This is a genomic window from Novosphingobium sp. KN65.2, from assembly GCF_001368935.1.
Taxonomy (GTDB): domain Bacteria; phylum Pseudomonadota; class Alphaproteobacteria; order Sphingomonadales; family Sphingomonadaceae; genus Novosphingobium; species Novosphingobium mathurense.
Genome location: NZ_CCBH010000141.1, coordinates 81,090 through 100,006, shown reverse-complemented (window position 1 = coordinate 100,006; position 18,917 = coordinate 81,090). Strand labels below are relative to the sequence as shown.

The 18,917-nt window shown below is 61.6% G+C and carries 15 protein-coding genes and 1 pseudogene; 2 read left to right on the top strand and 14 right to left on the bottom strand.

The genetic code is table 11. The features are described 5' to 3' along the window. Position 1 precedes the first annotated feature (1 nt). From SPHV1_RS07460 to SPHV1_RS07420, 9 genes and pseudogenes are all read right to left on the bottom strand, one after another. Positions 2–619, bottom strand: a complete 618-nt coding sequence (locus SPHV1_RS07460) for an alpha/beta hydrolase (protein ID WP_231634573.1) — start codon at positions 617–619, stop codon at positions 2–4. After that, positions 616–1,101 (bottom strand): hypothetical protein, encoded by a 486-nt coding sequence (locus SPHV1_RS07455; protein WP_156367282.1) that lies wholly within the window; start codon positions 1,099–1,101, stop codon positions 616–618. Before SPHV1_RS07455 ends, SPHV1_RS07460 begins: the two co-directional genes overlap by 4 nt. Further along, a complete protein-coding gene (locus SPHV1_RS07450) occupies positions 1,098–2,078 on the bottom strand; it encodes an MBL fold metallo-hydrolase (protein ID WP_231634572.1) in 981 nt (326 codons plus the stop codon). Before SPHV1_RS07450 ends, SPHV1_RS07455 begins: the two co-directional genes overlap by 4 nt. A gap of 94 nt (positions 2,079–2,172) precedes the next feature. After that, positions 2,173–4,521, bottom strand: a complete 2,349-nt coding sequence (locus SPHV1_RS07445) for a TonB-dependent receptor (RefSeq protein ID WP_082430896.1) — start codon at positions 4,519–4,521, stop codon at positions 2,173–2,175. Between the two features lie 50 nt (positions 4,522–4,571). Continuing rightward, entirely contained in the window at positions 4,572–5,405 is an 834-nt protein-coding gene (locus SPHV1_RS07440; RefSeq protein WP_054945392.1) for a fumarylacetoacetate hydrolase family protein, read from the bottom strand. A 91-nt stretch (positions 5,406–5,496) separates the two neighbouring features. Continuing rightward, complete coding sequence (locus SPHV1_RS07435) at positions 5,497–6,387, bottom strand: VOC family protein (protein ID WP_054945391.1); 891 nt, start codon at positions 6,385–6,387, stop codon at positions 5,497–5,499. Then, positions 6,384–6,815: a heme-binding protein gene (locus SPHV1_RS07430; RefSeq protein ID WP_054945390.1), complete on the bottom strand. Its 432-nt coding sequence runs from the start codon at positions 6,813–6,815 to the stop codon at positions 6,384–6,386. Before SPHV1_RS07430 ends, SPHV1_RS07435 begins: the two co-directional genes overlap by 4 nt. Next, entirely contained in the window at positions 6,812–8,335 is a 1,524-nt protein-coding gene (locus SPHV1_RS07425; RefSeq protein WP_054945389.1) for a bifunctional 3-(3-hydroxy-phenyl)propionate/3-hydroxycinnamic acid hydroxylase, read from the bottom strand. Before SPHV1_RS07425 ends, SPHV1_RS07430 begins: the two co-directional genes overlap by 4 nt. Before the next feature lie 4 nt (positions 8,336–8,339). Continuing rightward, positions 8,340–9,407 (bottom strand): annotated as a pseudogene (locus tag SPHV1_RS07420) (amidohydrolase family protein); the annotation flags it as partial. A gap of 68 nt (positions 9,408–9,475) precedes the next feature. Between SPHV1_RS07420 and SPHV1_RS07415 the strand changes: the two are divergent. Then, positions 9,476–9,823: a transposase gene (locus SPHV1_RS07415; protein WP_054945388.1), complete on the top strand. Its 348-nt coding sequence runs from the start codon at positions 9,476–9,478 to the stop codon at positions 9,821–9,823. Continuing rightward, complete coding sequence (locus SPHV1_RS07410; RefSeq protein WP_156367281.1) at positions 9,796–10,620, top strand: IS3 family transposase; 825 nt, start codon at positions 9,796–9,798, stop codon at positions 10,618–10,620. The genes SPHV1_RS07415 and SPHV1_RS07410 overlap by 28 nt, the downstream gene beginning before the upstream one ends. A gap of 13 nt (positions 10,621–10,633) precedes the next feature. Here SPHV1_RS07410 and SPHV1_RS07405 read toward each other — a convergent pair whose 3' ends face one another. The 5 genes from SPHV1_RS07405 to SPHV1_RS07385 form a co-directional block, all read right to left on the bottom strand. Then, positions 10,634–10,825 (bottom strand): hypothetical protein, encoded by a 192-nt coding sequence (locus SPHV1_RS07405; protein ID WP_054945386.1) that lies wholly within the window; start codon positions 10,823–10,825, stop codon positions 10,634–10,636. Positions 10,826–10,920: 95 nt separating this feature from the next. Then, on the bottom strand, positions 10,921–11,856 hold the full coding sequence (locus tag SPHV1_RS07400) for a LysR family transcriptional regulator (RefSeq protein ID WP_054945385.1): 936 nt from the start codon (positions 11,854–11,856) through the stop codon (positions 10,921–10,923). Between the two features lie 47 nt (positions 11,857–11,903). Next, complete coding sequence (locus tag SPHV1_RS07395) at positions 11,904–15,344, bottom strand: glycosyl hydrolase (protein ID WP_054945384.1); 3,441 nt, start codon at positions 15,342–15,344, stop codon at positions 11,904–11,906. Between the two features lie 88 nt (positions 15,345–15,432). Next, the gene (gene rhaI / locus SPHV1_RS07390) at positions 15,433–16,725 is read right to left on the bottom strand and encodes an L-rhamnose catabolism isomerase (RefSeq protein WP_054945383.1); all 1,293 of its coding nucleotides are present in this window, start codon (positions 16,723–16,725) and stop codon (positions 15,433–15,435) included. Positions 16,726–16,749: 24 nt separating this feature from the next. Continuing rightward, the gene (locus SPHV1_RS07385; RefSeq protein ID WP_054945382.1) at positions 16,750–18,870 is read right to left on the bottom strand and encodes a bifunctional rhamnulose-1-phosphate aldolase/short-chain dehydrogenase; all 2,121 of its coding nucleotides are present in this window, start codon (positions 18,868–18,870) and stop codon (positions 16,750–16,752) included. Positions 18,871–18,917: the final 47 nt, after the last annotated feature.

Below are 18,917 nucleotides of genomic sequence, written 5' to 3'. Positions count from 1 at the left end.
GCTACGCATAAAGCGCTTGCGGTCCGTAATAGAACTCATCGCGTTCATCGAGCGGGGTGTAGCCATAGAGACCTGACAAGAGCACCGCGCCGCGCACCAACGACGCATGATCGTCTCGCAGCTTCATGAAGCTCGCGAGATGGACCGATCCTGCCGAGGTTCCGACAAGCAGAATTCGCTGCGGATCACCGCCGAACCGAGCCGCATTGGTGCGCAGCCAGTCGACCGCCTTGGCGACATCCTCGCCCCCCGAGGGGAACATGTGCGCCGGCGCGAGACGATAGTTCATCACTGCACCGAGCATTCCGTTCATGGCAGCCCAGCGCCCAACGTGCGCGTTCGCCCAGCCACTCTCCCCGCCCTTGTCACCGAGCAGGAAGCCCCCGCCATGCACGAACAGGACGACCGGCCTGAGCACCTCGGGCATCCCGCCCTCGCGGTAGAGATCGAGGCGATGGCGCGGATCGGGACCATAGGCGCAATCGAGAGCGACTGGCGCAAGCCTCTCTGCAATCGGCTCCTGCTCGGCACCGAACAGGGCGCGGCATTGCCCGACCACCTGAGGCCCCATGGCATAACCGAGGTCTGCGATGGCGGCTGACATCGAAGTTGCGTTCACACCCTCTCCTCAACCCGATATCGGGACAACAATCTGCGCAAGGCAATGGTCGTCCCGACGAAACCCAGGATGCCACCGTAGGCCAGCTTGATGGCCAGGGCGACAAACCACTCCAGTCCGTTCCAAGGGCCCAGCAGGCATCCCGCTGCGAGCATGGCGGCGCTGGCAATGCCGATCACAAGGACAAGCGCCACGTTTCGGCCGATCCCCGCCGCAGTTGTCAGAAGAACGCCTGACTTTTTCAATTTCGTCCAAACGAGCAGCGAGGGTACGAGCGCGGACATCAGCGCGATAGCACTGGCCTGAACGAAAAAGTCGAGAGCGAAATTATCTGTAGAACCGAATTGCAGGGCGCGGCGATCGGTCCCGAATACAACCAGGAAAAACACGGCGCTGAGCGCAATGTTGATCAGGGCGCTGACGCGCTGCTCGCGTCTGATCATGCGATCCACATCCCGGGAGGATATCGCCGCCGGGTTCACGGCCTGCACCCCAGATCGAATGTTTGCAAGTCGTTGGCGAGGTCGACAGGGCCCGCATAATGCATGGAAATCTCCGCTCGAATGCCTGGCTCAGAGCGGACAAGCGGTCCTGGCGGAATTGCGAAGTGCGTCAGCACGATCCGGCCAACCTTGGCCTTCGCTGCCATTTCGCCAATCGCTTCGGGCTTGAGATGGTGGGTCGAGAGATGCTCTTCCATGCCCTTGAGCATTTCAGGTGTTGCGTCCTTTCGGCGCTCGCTAATTTCCTGAAGCAGGCGATCGAGATCGATAACCTCGCTCACCAGCATCCCGGTGCGATCGGCCAGTTTGACGACGGCATCGCTGGGCCCGGTATCGCCGGTGTAGGTGACGCTGCGACGGCCAAGGGCAAACCGATAGCTTAGCGAGACATTATCCGGATCAGACATGCCTCCATGATCGAAGTGGCTGTTTGCCGCGGCGCTGACCATGGCCCCCTCGCCAAGATCGATGCCCTGCCCATCGGCAATCTCGACCACGCTAACCGCTTCGGCCGGTGAAGGCGGCGGCGTGCCGAGGCCGAAGCCAATCTGCGCCGGTGTCGCCAGCGAGGCGAGGATACCGTCGACGATCGCGCGGGTTCCGACCGGGCCGTAGACAGTCAGGGTGCCCGGATACTGGTTCATCCAACGCAAGACGATGACAGCGCCCAGCCCGCCGACATGGTCCCAGTGGGGATGGGAAATGAAGACCGCATCGATTGTGCCCAGATCGACGCCGATACGCGCCAGTTGGTCGACGGTGCCATCTCCCGTATCCACGAGGATGCGGCGCTTGCCGATGGTCAGGAGATTGGCCGGCTCCGAACGCTCCGCCGTCGGGACCGGGCCGCCCGCCGTCCCGAGCGTCGTCCACCGCAAAGCAGGACAAGTGCCTTGCGCGAGGGCGGGAACGGAACCCACCGTAAACGAGGCCGCGGCCATCACAATCCAAGCCAATCGTCTGTGCGCCTGCATCATCACCCTGTCGTTCTTTTGGGGCCGCAATCGGCAGAAAATCAAAAGGGCCGGGGCACTACCCCGGCCCTATACATCAGAACTTCATCTGTGCGGATACACCGAGAGTACGGCGACCTTCCCGAGTCATCCAGTTCACGTAGGCCCCCGCATCTGCGAAGGGCAGAGCAATAACCGCAGAATGGAAGCGCTGATCGAGCAGATTGCGGGCAAAGACGCCAATTCGCCAGTTGCCATCCGGATGACCGATCCCGGCGTTGAGGCCGATGGTGCCATAGCCGTTCTGATATGCGTACTTCTCGACCACGGCATATTGCACGCGGCTGCGATAATAGAAGTTTGCCGACCAGTCGAACTGGAGCGTATCGCTGATAGGCAGGCGCACGTCGGCCCCGAAAGTGGCGCTGTACTTGGGCGCGCCTGAAAGCGGCTCACCCTTGGCCTGGACCAGGCTGGTTTCTCCGTCATCAGCAAGATAGCAGCTGTAGCCGTCCTTCACGACATTCGGGCACGAAGTTACGTAGTCGGTGAACTTGGTGTCCGAGAAGGTGAAGCCGCCGTTGAAGGAGAGTTCCGGAGTGACGCGCCACGAGGCATCGACCTCGAAGCCCTTGGCCGTGAAGCCGCCCGCGTTCTCCGTAAGGAACTCGACGCCATTGAAGACCGAAGTCTGCAGGTTCCTGTACTTGTCGTAGAACAGGTTGGCATTGAAAGTTACGGCACGGTTGAACAGCTGCGATTTCACGCCGATGGTGATGTCGCGAACCGTCTGCGGCTTGACGTTGGTCTGCGTACCGGTGAGGCCAGAGAAGGTCACCGTCGGGCCCAGGTATCCGCGTGCGACCGTCCCGAACAACATGACGTCCGGATTGATCTTGAATTCGGCGCCGACGCGGCCTGACCAGTCCCCCTTCCTGGTGCTGCCGCGCAGTTCGTCAGCCGGATCGTATGGTGTGACGAAACCGGGGACGGCGTAGTCGAAGTCGACCGAAAAGGGGGCGTAGTTGGGATCGATGATCGAATAGTACGAAGCCTTGACCCAGTCGTACTGGTAGCGAATGCCGCCGATCAGTGCGAACCGGTCGCTGACATGGTACTTGCCGTCGAAGAAAGCCGCCAGCGAGTCCGAACGGGTCTGGGTATTGCCCTGCCCGGACGAGATATCGACGAGCGGCGTTGCAGCCAGACCGCCCAGATCGATGGGCGTGAACGGATATGCTGGCCGCAATTGCGCGCGGTTGAAGTCATTGTCGTCACCGACCTTGCGCCGCGAGGCATAGACGCCGCCGGTAAATTCCAGGGCGCTGCCCGCCGGAGAGCTGATGCGCAGTTCCTGCGAAAGAAATGTCTGGTCGGTGCCGGTAGGCTGTGCCGTGAAGATGGGCATGCTGGTCGCATCGATCGCGAACTGCTGGGGCCCTTCGTCGAGGCGACGCCACGCCGTCACGGAAGTCAGGCTATAATCGCCCAGACCGAGGTTTATCTCGAGCGATGCACCGTAGTTCTCCTCGGAGGTATAACCGTCGTAGTCCTCGACCGACTTGCTGTTGTCCAAGCCGGGCGTCACGCCCAGCGCCGCAAGATTGGCGAAACGTGCCACCATCAGCGGATTGACCGCAACATCGTCCGGCAGACGATTGAGAGTCCAGAGCTGACCGGGGCCTGTGCGCTCGATCTTCGAATAGTCGCCGATCAGATAGATCGAGAATTCGTCGCTGCCTTCGAGCAGGAACTTGGCACGCGCGCCGTAGCTTTCCTCGCCGCCCCACTTCTTGTCGAGATAGACGTTCTTGATGAAGCCATCGTTCGAACGATAGAAACCGAACACTGCGAGCGCGGAGTTCTGCGACACTGGCAGGTTGACGCTGCCGTTGACGTTCCACTCGTTCAGTTCGCCATAGCTGACGAAAGCCTTGCCCGAGAATGCCGTTGGATCGGGGCGCTTGGTGGTGATGTTGATGACGCCCGACGACGCGTTCTTGCCGAACTGGGTGCCTTGGGGCCCCTTGAGGACTTCGACACGCTCAAGATCGCCCAGCGAGTTGATCGGATTGCAGAATGGAATGACGACATTGTCGACAACGGTGCCCACGTTCTGCTCGGATGAGCTGGAAAAGCCTCCGGCGCTGCCTACGCCACGTAGGCGGAACCCGGAATCATTGGGCGAAGTACCGAATTGCACCCCCGAGAACTGGTACTGGATATCGGTGAGCTTCTGAAAGCCGCTCTCCGCCAGTTGGTCGCCGGTCACGGCCGAAACGGCGATCGGCACGTCCTGCAGGCGTTCCGCGCGGCGCGATGCCGTCACGATGATGTCGCCGCCGGTCACTCCCGTATCGTCGGCCAGGGCCTCCTGGGCCATTGCCGGAACGCTCAAAACACCCATGGCAATGCCCGAAAGGAGCATGACTTTCCTGTAGTCCATAAATGGAACTCCCTTTAGAACTTCTTGTTATTATTGAAAAATGTGGATTTTCAGACTTCGTCGACGACCTGGTTGGCTAGCGTACCGATCACCCCGACGGATATCTCGACGGTGTCTCCAGCCTTCATGTAGAGGGGCGGCTTGCGCTTATCGCCGACGCCGCCGGGCGTGCCGCTGGCGATCACGTCGCCGGGCTGAAGCGTGGTGAAGGTCGAGCAGTATTCGATGACCGAGGCGATGTCCCAGATCATGTCCGAAACCGGCTGATCCTGAACGAGTTCGCCGTTCAGGCGGGTCTGGACGCGCTGGGCGCCAATATCCTCGATCTCTAACGCCGGGATCATCGCGGGTCCGAAAGCACCCGTGGCAGGCCAGTTCTTGCCGGGTGTGAACTGGATATTGTGGCGCTGCCAGTCGCGTACCGAGGCATCGTTGAATATCGAATAGCCGGCTACATGGCCCATGGCATCTTCACGCGCGATGCGGCGCCCGCCCTTGCCGACGATCACTGCCAATTCCCCCTCGTAATCGAAGCGTTCGCTTTCGGGCGGGCGCACCAGAGCCTCGCTGGCGGCGATCAAGGTGTCGGCCCAGCGGGTGAAGATCGCCGGGTGATCCTTCTGCTCGCGACCGGTCTCGGCGACATGGGTCGCATAGTTCAGGCCAACGCACAGGATCTTGCCCGGGTTGGGTATGACAGGCAGCAGCGTCACTGCAGCACGGTCGAACTCACCTGTAATGGCCAGTTCGGACAGGTCGCCGTCAAGCGAGTCCTTGAGCCATGCTGGGCCGCCCGGTGCGCCGAGATCGAGAACCTTGTCTCCTTCGAGGCGGCCAAAGCTTGCGGTGCCGTCTGGCCGTTCAAAACTGATGTACTTGTTCATTGGCGTTTCTCCCCTGCCGATGCGGTCCGCGGCGCGTGAAACCCTGCTGGACATTGCCAGACTGGCTGCGCCCAGAACGAGCGTGCGGCGATCAATTTCCAATCGGTGCGGCATCCCAGTCACGGCGGAAGCGGAAGCGCTCCTCTGCAAGGCGCAGGCCGTCGAAGTCCTTGTCCGAGATGCCCCACTGGTCGATGCGATTGGGCGGCCAGATCCAGTCTTCGGGCGCGCCCACCCTGTAATCGTCCGGCACCTTCTCGACCGCGGTCGAAAACTCGATCACCGGACCGAAAGGAGCGATGTAATAGGCATAGACGTTCGCACCTGGGCCATGGCGGCCCGGTCCCCAGGCCGGAGCGAGCTTGCTGTCACGCAGCCTCCCGATGCCGCGCATGACCGCATCGATGTCGGTCATCTCGAAAGCGATATGATTGAGCGAGCTGAAACCCGCCCGGGCAAAGGCCGTTGAATGGTGGCTGTCATTGCAGCGCACGAACACCATGCCCTTGGTCCGATCCGACACACGAAAGCCCAGCACGTTCTCGACAGCGTGGCCAGACGCTTCGGCGTCGGCCGAATTGAAGACGACATGAGTCAGCTTTACGGGCAAGTCGCGCCCGGCGATCGGTTCGACATCTTCGGCGCCTACGAGAAAACGCAGGATCTCGCCCTCGGGCAGTTCGACGAGGATCCCCTCGCCTTCGCCCGGATCCTCGGACCGGGTCGGGCGGGCAGGCCATCCGGCATCGGCGATACGCTGCCTGAGGCCACTGAGTTCCTCGGCCGTGCACACGAACGTGGTCGAGCGCACGAATTCATCGTCGGCCTTTTCGAAGGCGACGAGATAGGGAAATGGGCCGGACCCGCGCAGGTAATGCGTATCTCCGCGCACCTCCGCCGGGGCCATTCCCCAGATGTGGGTCATGAATGCCGCGGCGCCCGCCGGATCGGGCAGCGCCAATTCGATGCTACGCAGTTTCACGAGATCGTCTCCCTGGAAAGTCCGGCTGCAGCCATGCCGGCATAGGCGCATTCGGCGTCGCACTCACCGGTATCGCCGCTGATGCCAACCGCGCCGATTGCCACGCCCAACGCATTGCGGATCACGACACCGCCCGGCGAAAAGGCGATTTGGCCACCGACAATATCGCTCACACTCTGGAAGAACACCGGATTGCCCTTGGCACGCTCCGCAAGTACCGAGGTGTCGACATCCATACCGATCGCGCCTGTCGCCTTAGCTCGCGCGATATCGAAGCGAAACAGACTGGCCTTGTCTTCCCGAGCGAAGGCCACGGGATGTGCCCCCGCATCGAGGACGATCACCGCGAGCGGTTTGGCCTTGCGCCGCCGGGCCTCGGCAAGAGCGCCGGCCACGATGGCCTGTGCCTGTTCAAGGGTCAGTGTCATGCAGTCAGTTCCCGTCTTGCGGCAAGCTTCTGCCGACGCGCGGCAAGCAATGCCGCTGCATCGCCACTGGCGGTGCCGAACACGTAATGATCCGGGCGCACGAGCACGGCATCGGCCATGTGCGCGTCGAGCCAGGAGAGGATCGCGCCGCTGTCAGGAAGATCGGCCGCGACGATCAGTACCACGTCCGATTCATTGCTGGCTGCAGCGTGATCGCGCACGAACAGCCGCCAGCCCTGCCCGGCAAGGTCGTCCAGCTTGCGCCCATCGTCCAGGATCGGTTGCACGAACCGCTCCCCTGCTCCCGGGGTGCCCTGAGCGATGACACCGCTCGCAATCGCCGGGATGAGGTCATGCGCTGTTTCGCCCTGGCGCTGGCGGGCCTTGGCGCGGATATCGGCATCGCGAGCAGCCGCCTCGTCCGGGTCGAGCTCGCAAATATAGCGCCCGGCCTCGACTGCGGCACCGATAACCGCGCGTACATGGGGATCGCGCTCGGACTGGTAAGTATCGAGGATGGCCGAAGACGTACCGTGATTCACGATCGCATCCATCTTCCAGGCCAGGTTCGCAACGTCGCGCAGGCCATGGCACATGCCCTGCCCGAAGAACGGCGGCGTCTGGTGTGCGGCATCGCCTGCAAGGAAGACATTGCCCACCTTCCATTGTTCGGCCACGAGCCCGTGGAAGCGATACGTCGCGGCACGCACGATACGGTGCGGAACATCCACCATCCACGCGCCGACAAGCTCGCCAACCTTCTCCGGCTTCATCATCGCCGCGTCGTCCTCGCCGGGCAGCAGCATGAATTCCCAGCGGCGATGATCGCGCCTTCCGGGAACGACTGTGGCCGGCCGAGCGGGATCGCACATCATCACGGAGAGGCGCTGCAGGTCCGCGTCAGCCGGAACACCCGTAATATCGGGGAACGTGACGGGTCCGTCGACTTCAGCATCGACAACGAGCCAGGGCTCTTCGAACTTGAGATCGTCGAGGGCGACGCCCAGCGCCTTGCGCACTGCACTGCGCGAACCGTCTGTGCCGATCACCCAGCGCGACGTCACTTCCTCGATCTTGCCATCCCGTTCGTAGGCTACGGTGACGGTGTCGCCATTCTGGACGAGGCCGGTGAAGGCGGCGCCAAGCTTGAGCTCGACATTGTCCAGACAAGCTAAGCCTTCTCGCAAATGCGCTTCGAGTTCGGGCTGGTAGAAGAAGTAATCGTTGGCCCATCCGAACGGACGCGGCTTGCCCACTGTACCCATGTAGCGGATCACACCATGATCGGCTCCGACATGCAGGTGCCCATCGGTCGCCACCATGTCATTTGCGACCCGGTCGATCACGCCTGCAGTCTGGAAGAGGCGCATCATCTCGTGATCGAGATGGACTGCGCGCGGCAGCGGATAATGCTCCAGCTCCTTTTCCAGCACGAGTACGGTCAGTCCCGCGTGGCCGAGCAGGTTCGCTGCCAGTGCGCCGACCGGGCCACACCCCACGATAACGACATCGATGGTCATGGGTTCAGCCTACTGCTTCCAGATTGGCAGGCGCCTTGTAGAGGACCCCGCCCTTCATGATCATCGCGAGCCGGTCCTTGTCCTGCAGGATCGCAACATCCTGAGTCGGATCGCCGTCGACGAGCAGGAGGTCGGCCAGGTAACCTTCGCGCATGAGGCCGACTTCAAGCCCCATCAGCTCACCGCCGTACTGTGTCGCAGCCTGCAGTGCTTCTGCGGGCGTGAAGCCGAAGTAGGTGACGAAGTGCTCGAGGTCGCGGGCATTGCGGCCGTTGGGATTGAAGGGAAAGCCGTAGTCGCCGCCGACCAGCACCCGAACGCCGCGCCTCTTCAGCTCGGGAACGAGCCTGCCTTCCAGTTCCATGCGCTGGGCCGCGCTGGCCTTCATGTGGGTCATGTCCACATGCGGTGGCGGACTGGCTTCCAGGGCCGCGACGGAAACGCCCGCACCCGGCGCATAGAAGAACCTGTCCTTCTCGGCAGCCATGCGCGCGATGGTCGCCTCGTCGGCAAAAGAGCAATGATAGAGGATGCGCGCACCGGCATCGAGCGCCAGTCCGATCGCTTCGGGTGAATAGGTATGGCAGGCAATCCACAGGCCAGCCTCGCTGGTCGCCTTGCCCGCAGCCATCATTTCCTCGCGGGTATAAAGCACATCCATGGCCGATCCGGGCTTGAGAGCATCTTCGCCCGAGACCACGAGCTTGATCGACTTGACGCCCTCGTCCTTGCAGTAAGCGACGAACCTTCTCATCGCATCGGGGCCACGGCCGTTGAAGACGTTGCCGGTATCGACGCCTTCGGCGCCCTCAGGGCTGCGCTCGAGCGTCGAGGGCACAAGGCGCGGTCCCGGCGTATCGCCCGCCTCGATGGCAGCGGCCAGTTCCGGTTCGATCTGATCGCCCAGTGCGCCTGCCGAATAGAGGCTGGTGAAACCGTGATCGAGCAACACGCGCGCATTGCGCCATGCCGCGACTCTCAGTTCCTCAGGGGGCAGAATGAACTGGTGGTAGATCTTCTCGACAGAGGAGGCCCATGTCAGATGCGTATGCGCATCGACCAGGCCCTGGAGTGGGCCCCTAGGGTCGGACAGTCGGGACCTAAATCTTTGACCATGGGTTTGGCTTTCGGAGAAAGCCAATGCGTCACCGATCTCACAGTATCGAGTTCAAGCGTCAGGTCGTTCAGGAGTACCTCGGCGGCGAGACGCTACACGGCCTGGCCAAGCGGCACGACGTTTCCCGCCAACTGATCCGAGTCTGGATCGAGAAGTATGAGGCTGGCGATTTTGACGATGATGCTCGTGCTGCCGACCTCATTCAGCAGTACGAGGCCCGCATTGCCGCGCTCGAGCGCCTCGTCGGCAAGCAGGCTCTCGAACTTGAGTTTCTAAAGGGGGCTCTGAAAAGTGCACCACGTCGGAAAAGCGGGACTACCTCCGTCATCACCGGCCCAGAGGCATCTCCGTTTCCCAAGGATGCAAGCTGATGGGTATCGCCCGTTCCACGTTTTATCGCGAGCAACTCCAACGGATCGGAGAAGCCGAGTTGCTGAACGCGATCATCGCGATCTGTGACGAATTCGAGGCCTATGGCTGGCGCCGTGTACGGGCTGCCCTCAAGCAGCAGGGGATCTGCGCCAATCACAAGCGCATCAAGCGCTTGATGCGCGAGCATGACCTGCAGCCACGGCGGCGACGGCGATATGTTGCAACAACAGACAGCGCCCATGATCTGCCAATATTCCCAGACCTGACCAAGGAGATCGCTCTGTCAGGCAGAGACCAGCTCTGGGTCGCAGATCTTACATGTGTGCCTATTATCGGCGGGTTTGCCTATGTGGCGATCATCCTGGATGCATGGTCTCGGCGGGTGGTCGGCTACGCTATCGGCCGCTCGATCGACGCCAGACTAGCCATTGCCGCTCTCGAGTCCGCCATTTCGAGCCGGCGACCACCTCCGGGCCTCATTCATCATTCGGACCGTGGCTCTCAATACGCAGCCGGGTCCTATCGCGCATTGTTGGCAGCCAACGGCATCAGTGGTTCGATGAGCCGACGCGGAAATCCTTACGACAATGCCAAGGCAGAAAGCTTCATGAAGACGCTCAAGGTCGAAGCAGTCTACCCGATGGCATTCGAAACTTTCGACGATGTCGCCATCCATCTTCCACGGTTCATCGATCACACCTACAATCAACGTCGGTTGCATTCCGCCTTGGGTTACATGAGCCCAGAACAGTTCGAGGAGTTACACGCCAAATCAAGGGTCAAAACAGCAGCCTAATGACTGTCCGACCCTAGGGGCCCACTCCACCCGGCATGAGCGTTTTGCCCGTGCCATCGATGACGACCTCGGCAGCCTCTCCCGCCAGAGCATCCTCGCCCAAGGCCACGCGCGCGATACGCTCGCCATCGACAAGGACGCTGCCGAGCTGCGAGGCAATTCCGGTGCCATCGAAAATGGAAACTTGGCGGATCAGGGTCCGCATCGCGCTCTCCCTCGGTTCTCTTCGGTTGAACGCGTTTTACCCAAGCCACAGACCTAAAGTAAAATAATGATATTTCTAATTGCCATAGTATTTTCCTATGGATGGACAGCGACAGCCTGAACCATCGCTTCGGCAAGAGGAGACAGCTTTCTCCCGGAAATACGCAAGACACCGACACTGCGCTCGAACACCGCTTCCCTGATGGCGATGGCGCGAAGCGAGCCTGTCGAAATGCCATCGAGAGCCACGGTGCGCGGCAAGACCGTTACCCGGTCCGTCTCCCGAACAATGGCGCGTGTGGTGAGGAGCGAGTCGCAGCGAATGACCGTCCCGGGCACCGCAACCCCCGCGGCAATGAAGAGCGCATCGACCTGACGGCGAAAGGCCCCACTCGCCTCAGGCAGAACCCAGCGATAGTGTTCGACCTCGCGCAAGGAAATCGACTCGGGCAATCCCTCGTGATGGGCGCCGACGATCAACGCAAAGGGATCGCGCTCGCAGGTCGTTTCCAGAATATCGGGAGGCAGCCGCTCGATCTGGGTGGTGACGAAGGCCAACTCGATTTCGCCCTTGCGCAGCATCTCGAGCAATTGCGCGTCAGGCCGTTCGACGACGCTCAGGGCGAACTCGCCGATAGTGTCTTCCACACGCTTGATGGCTCCGGGCAGCAATGTGAGCAAGGCACCTGGCGTGCCGCCAATCCGCAAGGGTCCTGCAATGCGCTGGCTGGCATGCTCGACTTCGCTCGCGGTATCCTTGAGCAGAATTGCCAGGGCATCGGCACGCCGGCGCAAGGCGATGCCCTCCTCGGTCAGGGTGATGCCGCCGCGACCGCGCTCGAACAGAACCACCCCGAGCCTGCTTTCAAGCAAGGCAATCGTGTTGGACACCGAAGGCTGCGAGATGTTGAGCAACCGCGCTGCCCCGCTGATCGACCCGGCATCGCACACCGCCCTGAATGTGAGCACGGCGCGCGGATCGATCTGGGGTTGATGTGAGCGCGGCGCGGGATCGGGGCTTGGCGTGACCATCCCTGAAGCTTTGATCCGCGCACCGCGCCTTGGCAAGACGTCGCTCGTCAATCCCCGGCTTTGCTTTCCTCGACCAACCGGACAGGACCGATCAGGCCGGATGGCCGCAAGGGGGCATCGGCACGATAGGTCGGCATGGCCGTCCAGGTGATCTTCTGTGCGCCTTCCTGCTGGTCACCAATCAAGCGGTTGACCCAGGTATTGGCAACGCGGATTTCCAGGCTGTTCTGCCCCTTGCGAACGGCCTTGCCGATATCGAGGCGATAGGGCGCATGCCAAGCCGTTCCGACGTCCACGCCATTAACGGAGACCTGCGCCATGTCACCGACCTTGCCGAGGTCGAGCCACAGCGAGCGGCCTTTCCCGAACTTTCCAGATACTGTGAAATTGCGGGAGTAAGTCATTATTCCAGAGAAGTGTTTCACGCCCGGAATGTCATTCTTCTCGAGCGGTTCCAACTCGGCGAGTTCGAGGCTCGCCGGCGCTCCGCGGTCGGCCTGGAACGCAACTTGCCATGCTCCGTCCAGCTTCGCGATTTCCCGTTCGCCTTGCGGGGCAAGCGTAACCTGATCCTTCGCGGCCGCCTTGCGGAAGACAACGAAGACCGCCTCATCGCCGTCCAGTTGCAATGGCACCACGGTCTCATCGCCGCTGATGCGGTAGCTGACGGGCTCGCTCTGGCCCGTCTCGGGATGCCAGAGTTCGGGCTGCTTGCCGGTAACGCGGAAGTGCGCCTCGATAGACTGTGCGGCTTCTTGCTGATTGACGAGGTAGTAGATCTCGCCCTTCCCGTCACGGCGATGGACGAAGGGGATCTTCACCCCGGCGTCGGCACCGGAGAAAGTGAAATCGGGAGCAACGCCCATCGCCCGGAGCGCGCTTTCGATATCGTGCGAGGCTATCACGCGGCCCTTGCCGACGCGGGCATCGCCGCTTCCCGGCCAGAGCCTGGCGACCAGCGATGACCATTCGGTCAAATCGCCTTCCTGTGCGCTCGTGTTGCTCGGCGTCGCGATCGGCGCCTTGCCAACCACGGTCGCGCCGCCATCGACGAGTGCGGCCAGCTTTCGGAGTGCCGCCAAGGTCATGTGACTGGACGAGCCGCCGAGGTAGATGGTCTTGTAGCGAGCCCCGCTCGGCGCGACCACATCTTCACCATCGTTGGCAAGAAGTTCGGTCAAGGCATTGAAGTTAATATAATCGTAGGCATAGCGCACCGGAGCGTCAGTCACCGGTTCATCGCCATAGAGACCCGTGAGTGGAGCTTCCTCGCCATAGAAATAGGCGACGTCGGCCACATTGCGTCCTTCCTGCAGAAGCAGAGAACTGCGCGCGATATAGTCGACCCATGGCCGCGCCATTTCCGCCCAGCTTTCCTGCCTGTTGAAATACTGGCCGAAGATCGCCAGCGAGAGCCCTGGCTTCTTGTCATCCACCGGAACATGGACTGAAGTATGGATGACCGGACGGTTCACCCCGGTCACGAATTCCAGATCGATGAAACGCTTGAGGTCCTTCGGCGCAAAGGCCCAAGGCGCCATCGAGGCCGTCATGGATTCCGCAGCGACGAGATTCTGCCCATAGAGGTGCGCGACGGATGCAGCCCCCTTCATGTCTGCAACCAGCGTCTGGCGCGGTCCTTCGTCGCGATTGAACGTCCAGAGGGCGGCCATCGGGATGTCGGCATGGCTGCGCATGGCCATGTCATCGCCGAGCATGGGGCGATGGTCTTCCAGCGCCTCGCCATAGACCTTGAGGTCGTTTTCATGCGCGACCTTGGCCACGGTCCCGTAATGCTCGCTGGCAAGCAGGTCGGCAAGGGTCCGGCGATAGTCGTAGAGGAAACGGTCGGACTGCTCGCGCGACCCGACGATGGTTCCGGTAAGTGCCGGCAGCCAAGGCCGCGCATCGTAGCCGCGCAGCCGCTGGAACTGCTCGAGCATTCTGGGCGTCCAGTTGGCCTCGCCGACCTCGATCGAGTCGGTCAGGATGGCCTGCACACCGCGCTTGCCGACCATCTCTGACCCGGCCGCATCCTTGTACATGCCGATATAGTGCTCGAGATATTCGCGCACGGCCTTGCCGTCGAACTTGTCGACTTCCAGACCAGTCGCCTCGGGCGGAGCGGGATGGTTCGTGGTGCCAAGCAGGGAGTAACCCAGGCGCAGCACCCGCCAGTGCTGGCCGGCGGGAAGTTTCGGCGCGGTCCAGTCGAGCGTACCGTCGGCCTTGAGCCTGTCGGTCAGATCGATAACGCTGGCGGGATCGACACCCGTTGCATCGTCATCCGGTCCTGTGAGCGCGTAGTAGTCGCGGCTCATCACATAGCCAGCCTTGGTTTCGTAACGGTCGACAAGGGCTTCGCCATGAAGCTCGAACTGCCCGACGACGAGCGGCTGTGTGGCCATCCGCTTGCCGATGGCGTCGAAAAGGCCGTTAGCAGCAATTCCCGGCGCCGGTGAGCCAAGGCCGCCATCCGGTTTGCGTGGATTGAGAACGAGCCGAAAATGCGCTGCCTCGAGCGGGGCAAAGCTGATCGTCGTCGGCACGTTGTTCAGGTCGAACTGCTGGATTGGCCTCCAGGTCTTGCCATCCTGGCTCGCCTCGAGTGAGCCGGTAAAGGCAGCCCCGGCAAACGGTATCTTGACGTTGGGTACGAAGACCGTTGCCGACCGCGCCGTGATCGGACGCGGGTAATCGAGCCTGAGTTGCGGGGCCTTGCCGTCCTCGCGCGCCAGGGTCACGCCTCCTGCTAGGTCGGAGTCGATGAGCGCCTTGCTCGAAAGTACATTGCCTGCACCGTCGGAAGCGCGCGGGGTCAGTTCAGATCCGTTATCGGGAACCGGAAAGGCGAACACGCCAACCCCGCCCTCGAAGGAGGCCTCGTCGGCCTCAGCGGGCGCTCCCGAAATGATCGCATCGATGCTCAACGGAGGTTTCAGGGTCTGGAAGGGACCGGTATCGCCCGGCGGCTTCGGGAGCTTGCCGACAAAGCGCTTGCCGCCTCCAAGCGTCGTTTCACTCCAGACCAGCTTCTTGAGACCGTCCTGCGGCTTGACCCACGGACCTCCAGTCTCGGACCAGCCCGGCGAGGCTGCTATGGCCAGTTCCAGATCGAGACGATCGGCTTCGTGCGCGGCGAACCGAAACGCATCTTTCCATTCCGGCGTCATGTAGACGAGGCGATGATCGACGATCTGCGGCGTCTGAAGGTTCGCATCGAAGTTCTGCAGACCGCCGATGCCGACGCGCTTCATCCATTCCAGATCCTTGCGGATTCCGTCCTTGGTGATGTTGCCGTTCATCCAGTGCCACCACACGCGTGGACGCGCGGAATTGGGCGGATCATTGAACGCCTCTTCCAGGGAAGGTCCGGCTTGTGTCGAAGGGGCAATCTCGCTGCCGTCGTTTCGATTTTCGGCAAGAACGGGCAAGGCGCTCAGCGCAGTGGCGAGGCACAGGACGATACGAAGCGATCGACGCGACATGAATTCTCCCGGTATCCAGATCTGGTGTTTTGCTTGCATACAGGGCCACGACCCTAACAGGCCGCGACCCCGATAATACTGTATTGGTTCAGACGATCCCTGCGCCCAGCCCAACGGCCTTGCGCTCCTGCGCCTTGCGATCGCGCCAACGGCTTTCACGATAAGTGCCCAGCATGTCGATGGCGCCGCCATTCTCCATCCGGGCCTTGGCCAAGATCGGGGAAACATCGACGTTGTACGCCCGGCGCAACGCCTGGAAGGCCATCATCGTGTCATTCGCTTCCTGCGCAAGGTGCAGGGCCTCGCGATCGACCAGCAGCGCCTTTGCATAACAGGCGGCAATAGTCTCTGCGGAAGACAGCATGGATTCGATCGGATCGGTCACGTTGTGCGACTGGTCGATCATGTAGCTGGGATTGAAGCCATCGCGCGGGTTCAATTCGGCCTCGACCAACTCGTTGAAGACGAGGAACAACTGATGCGGATTGATCGATCCGGAATCGAGGTCGTCATCGCCATACTTGCTGTCGTTGAAGTGGAAGCCTCCAAGCTTGCCGAAACGATGCAGTCGGGCAACGATCTGCTCAATGTTCACGTTGGGCGCATGATGGCCAAGGTCGACAAGGCACTTGGCCTTGGGACCCAGTTCCTGCGCGGCGAGGATCGAGGAACCCCAGTCGCTGATGACGGTCGAGTAGAAGGCCGGTTCGAACATCTTGTGCTCAAGCAGCATCCGCCAGTCATCGGGCAATGCGGCATAGACCTGCGCCGCCGCTTCGAGATAGCGGTCGAGACTGCGCGCCAGATCCTGCTGTCCCGGGAAGTTCGTGCCGTCTCCGACCCAGACCGTGAGGTCGGTCGAACCGAGCTGGCGCCCGATCTCGATGCATTCGATGTTGTGCTCGACAGCTTGCTGGCGTGTCGCTGCAACGGTCGAGGAGAGCGAGCCGGTCGCGTAAGTCTGTGCCTGACCGGGCTGGTCCTGAAAGGTATTCGAATTCACTGCATCGAAGCCGAGCCCGAGGTTGGCCGCCTCTTCGCGCAGCGCTGCGTAGTCGGATACCTTGTCCCAGGGAAAGTGTGGCGAGACGCGCGGGGTCAGGCGCGAAAGCTGGTTGATGACCGCGCAGTCTTCCAGCTTTTCGTGAATGTTGGTGGGCTCTCCTGCGATCGGGAACTTGGCGAAGCGGGTGCCGCCACGGCCTGCCCCCCAGGTAGGTACGGCAACCGAAAAGTCGGCGACACGGTCCTTGATCGCATCGATGGCAATACCAGCGCGCTCCAGCTTGCGACCGAGGCTCGCGTAATCGTCGTCCAGCGCATCAAGGTCGCGCGCGTTGGCCTCGGCGATCAGTTCTGCCGAGATCGGAAAATTGCTCATGTTTGTTTATCCTCTCTCTAGCTCTCAGCGCGTGAATGCCTGCGCATTGCCCGCGTCGACATTGACCATGTTCCCGGTCGACTTTGCCGACATGTCGCTGGCAAGGAAATAGACGGCTTCTGCAATGTCGGACGGCAGGACGTCACGCTTGAGCATCGAACGCTGACGGTAATGTTCCTCCAGCTCCTTGCCGGAATCGATCCCGTGGGCACCCGCGCGCTCCTTGCGCCAGTCACCGTCCCAGATACGGCTGCCCTGGATCACCGCGTCGGGGTTTACCACGTTGACGCGGATGCCGTGCGGCGCACCTTCCAGTGCAAGGCAGCGGGCCAGGTGATTGGCGGCCGCCTTTGCCGACGCATAGGCACTGGCATTGGTGGCAGCGGCCACACCGTTCTTCGAGCCGATGAACACGACCGAAGATCCGCCTTGTTCCTTCATTCCCTTCAGCAGCGGCCAGGCGGCGCGCGAGCTCAGGAAATAGCCCTGGGCCAAAACGTCGTAATTGCGGCTCCACAATGCGATCGTGGTCTCCTCGATCGGAGCCGAGGATGCAATGCCGGCATTGGCAACGAGGATATCGAGGCCGCCGAATTCACGGGCACAGGCAGCGAACGCCTCGCTCACCTGCGCTTCGTCGGTAACGTCGCAAACGACGGTGCGAACGACATCCTTGCCGAACTGCCGGGCAAATCCTTCGCGCACTTCGCCAACGGCCTTTTCGTCGCGGTCGGCCAAGACCACGCACGCGCCGTCCGCCATCAGGCGTGCTGCGGTCGCCGCGCCGATGCCACCGGCACCTCCGGTGACCATCGCAATTCGGCCGACAAGCGGCTTGGGCGCAGGCATGCGCTGCAACTTGGCTTCTTCAAGCAGCCAATACTCTATGTCGAATGCTTCCTGCTCGTCGAGCGCGATATAATCGCCGATCGCTTCGGCCCCGCGCATGACATTGATGGCGTTGCCGTAGAACTCACCTGCCAGGCGCGCGGTGGTCTTGTCGGTGGCGAAGGTCATGCGACCAAGCCCAGGCACCAGCACGACTACCGGATTGGAATCGCGCATCGCCGGTGAGTTGGGACGCTTGCAGCGCTCGTAATAGGCTGCGTAGAGATCGCGGTAATCTGCGACCTTCTGCGCGAGGTAGGCATCATCCTGCAGGCGGGCGGGATCGAGCGTGAGAGGCGCGATCTTGGTGCGCAGGAAATGATCGGGGCAAGAAGTGCCGAGCGCTGCCAGACGCTCGAAATCGACCGAGTTCACGAACTCGAGAGCTTCGGCATCGTCCGAAAAATGGCCGACCTTACGCCGCGCTCCGGTCATCAGACCGCGCAGGCGAGGCATAAGGTCGGCAGCAATCGCAGCACGTTCCGCGGAGGAGGAGAGAGTTGCGGAGATGCCACCGAATGCCGGTTTTCCGGCAAGCTTGGAATTCAGGTAATTGGCCGCATCGGCGATGAGCGAAACGGTATGTTCGTAGCAGGCTTTCGCGCTGTCGGCCCAGCAGATGATGCCGTGACCGGCCAGCATCACGCCTTCGACGTGCGGGTTAGCCTTGACGAAATCGCGCAGTTGCACGCCAAGTGTGTAGCCCGGACGCTTCCAGGGCAACCAACCGATCTTGCCACCCCAGATTTCCCGGGTGGCGGCCTCTCCCCCCGAAGAGGCCGCCAGCGCAATGATCGCATCCGGGTGGACATGATCTACGTGCGCAAAAGGAAGCAACGAATGCAGCGGCGTATCGATCGAAGCCGCGCGCGAATTGAGATTGAAGGTGCAGTGCGGCAGATAGCCGACCATCTTGTCATCATCGTCGGGCCCGGCATAGTGCTTCTCGAGGCCCAGCAACTTCTCCTGATAGAGCGTCGCAAATCCGTCGAGCTTCATCGAACCGATGTCACCGCCCGAGCCCTTGACCCAGAGGACTTCGACCTGCTCACCCGTGAGCGGATCGATCTCCACCAGCTTGGCCGAGGTATTGCCGCCGCCGAAGTTGGTGACGGTCAGATCCGAACCGAGCAGATTGGAACGATAGAGGAGGAGTTCGGCTGGAGTGAACGATGCCGCAACCGATTCGTCCCAGCGACTTTCCGGGACAGCGAAAGGAATTGCGGCTACGGGCGATGGTGCGGTGATCGTGTTCATGACGCCGCATTTAACAATCCCCCTTTCCTTTATCAATCTATTTCGAT

Coding starts and splice junctions, on each gene's coding strand:
- SPHV1_RS07445 (WP_082430896.1), bottom strand. CDS start 4,521: ATGGACTACAGGAAAGTCATGCTCCTTTCGGGCATTGCCATGGGTGTT.
- SPHV1_RS07440 (WP_054945392.1), bottom strand. CDS start 5,405: ATGAACAAGTACATCAGTTTTGAACGGCCAGACGGCACCGCAAGCTTT.
- SPHV1_RS07430 (WP_054945390.1), bottom strand. CDS start 6,815: ATGACACTGACCCTTGAACAGGCACAGGCCATCGTGGCCGGCGCTCTT.
- SPHV1_RS07425 (WP_054945389.1), bottom strand. CDS start 8,335: ATGACCATCGATGTCGTTATCGTGGGGTGTGGCCCGGTCGGCGCACTG.
- SPHV1_RS07415 (WP_054945388.1), top strand. CDS start 9,476: ATGCGTCACCGATCTCACAGTATCGAGTTCAAGCGTCAGGTCGTTCAG.
- SPHV1_RS07405 (WP_054945386.1), bottom strand. CDS start 10,825: ATGCGGACCCTGATCCGCCAAGTTTCCATTTTCGATGGCACCGGAATT.
- SPHV1_RS07400 (WP_054945385.1), bottom strand. CDS start 11,856: ATGGTCACGCCAAGCCCCGATCCCGCGCCGCGCTCACATCAACCCCAG.
- SPHV1_RS07395 (WP_054945384.1), bottom strand. CDS start 15,344: ATGTCGCGTCGATCGCTTCGTATCGTCCTGTGCCTCGCCACTGCGCTG.
- rhaI (WP_054945383.1), bottom strand. CDS start 16,725: ATGAGCAATTTTCCGATCTCGGCAGAACTGATCGCCGAGGCCAACGCG.
- SPHV1_RS07385 (WP_054945382.1), bottom strand. CDS start 18,870: ATGAACACGATCACCGCACCATCGCCCGTAGCCGCAATTCCTTTCGCT.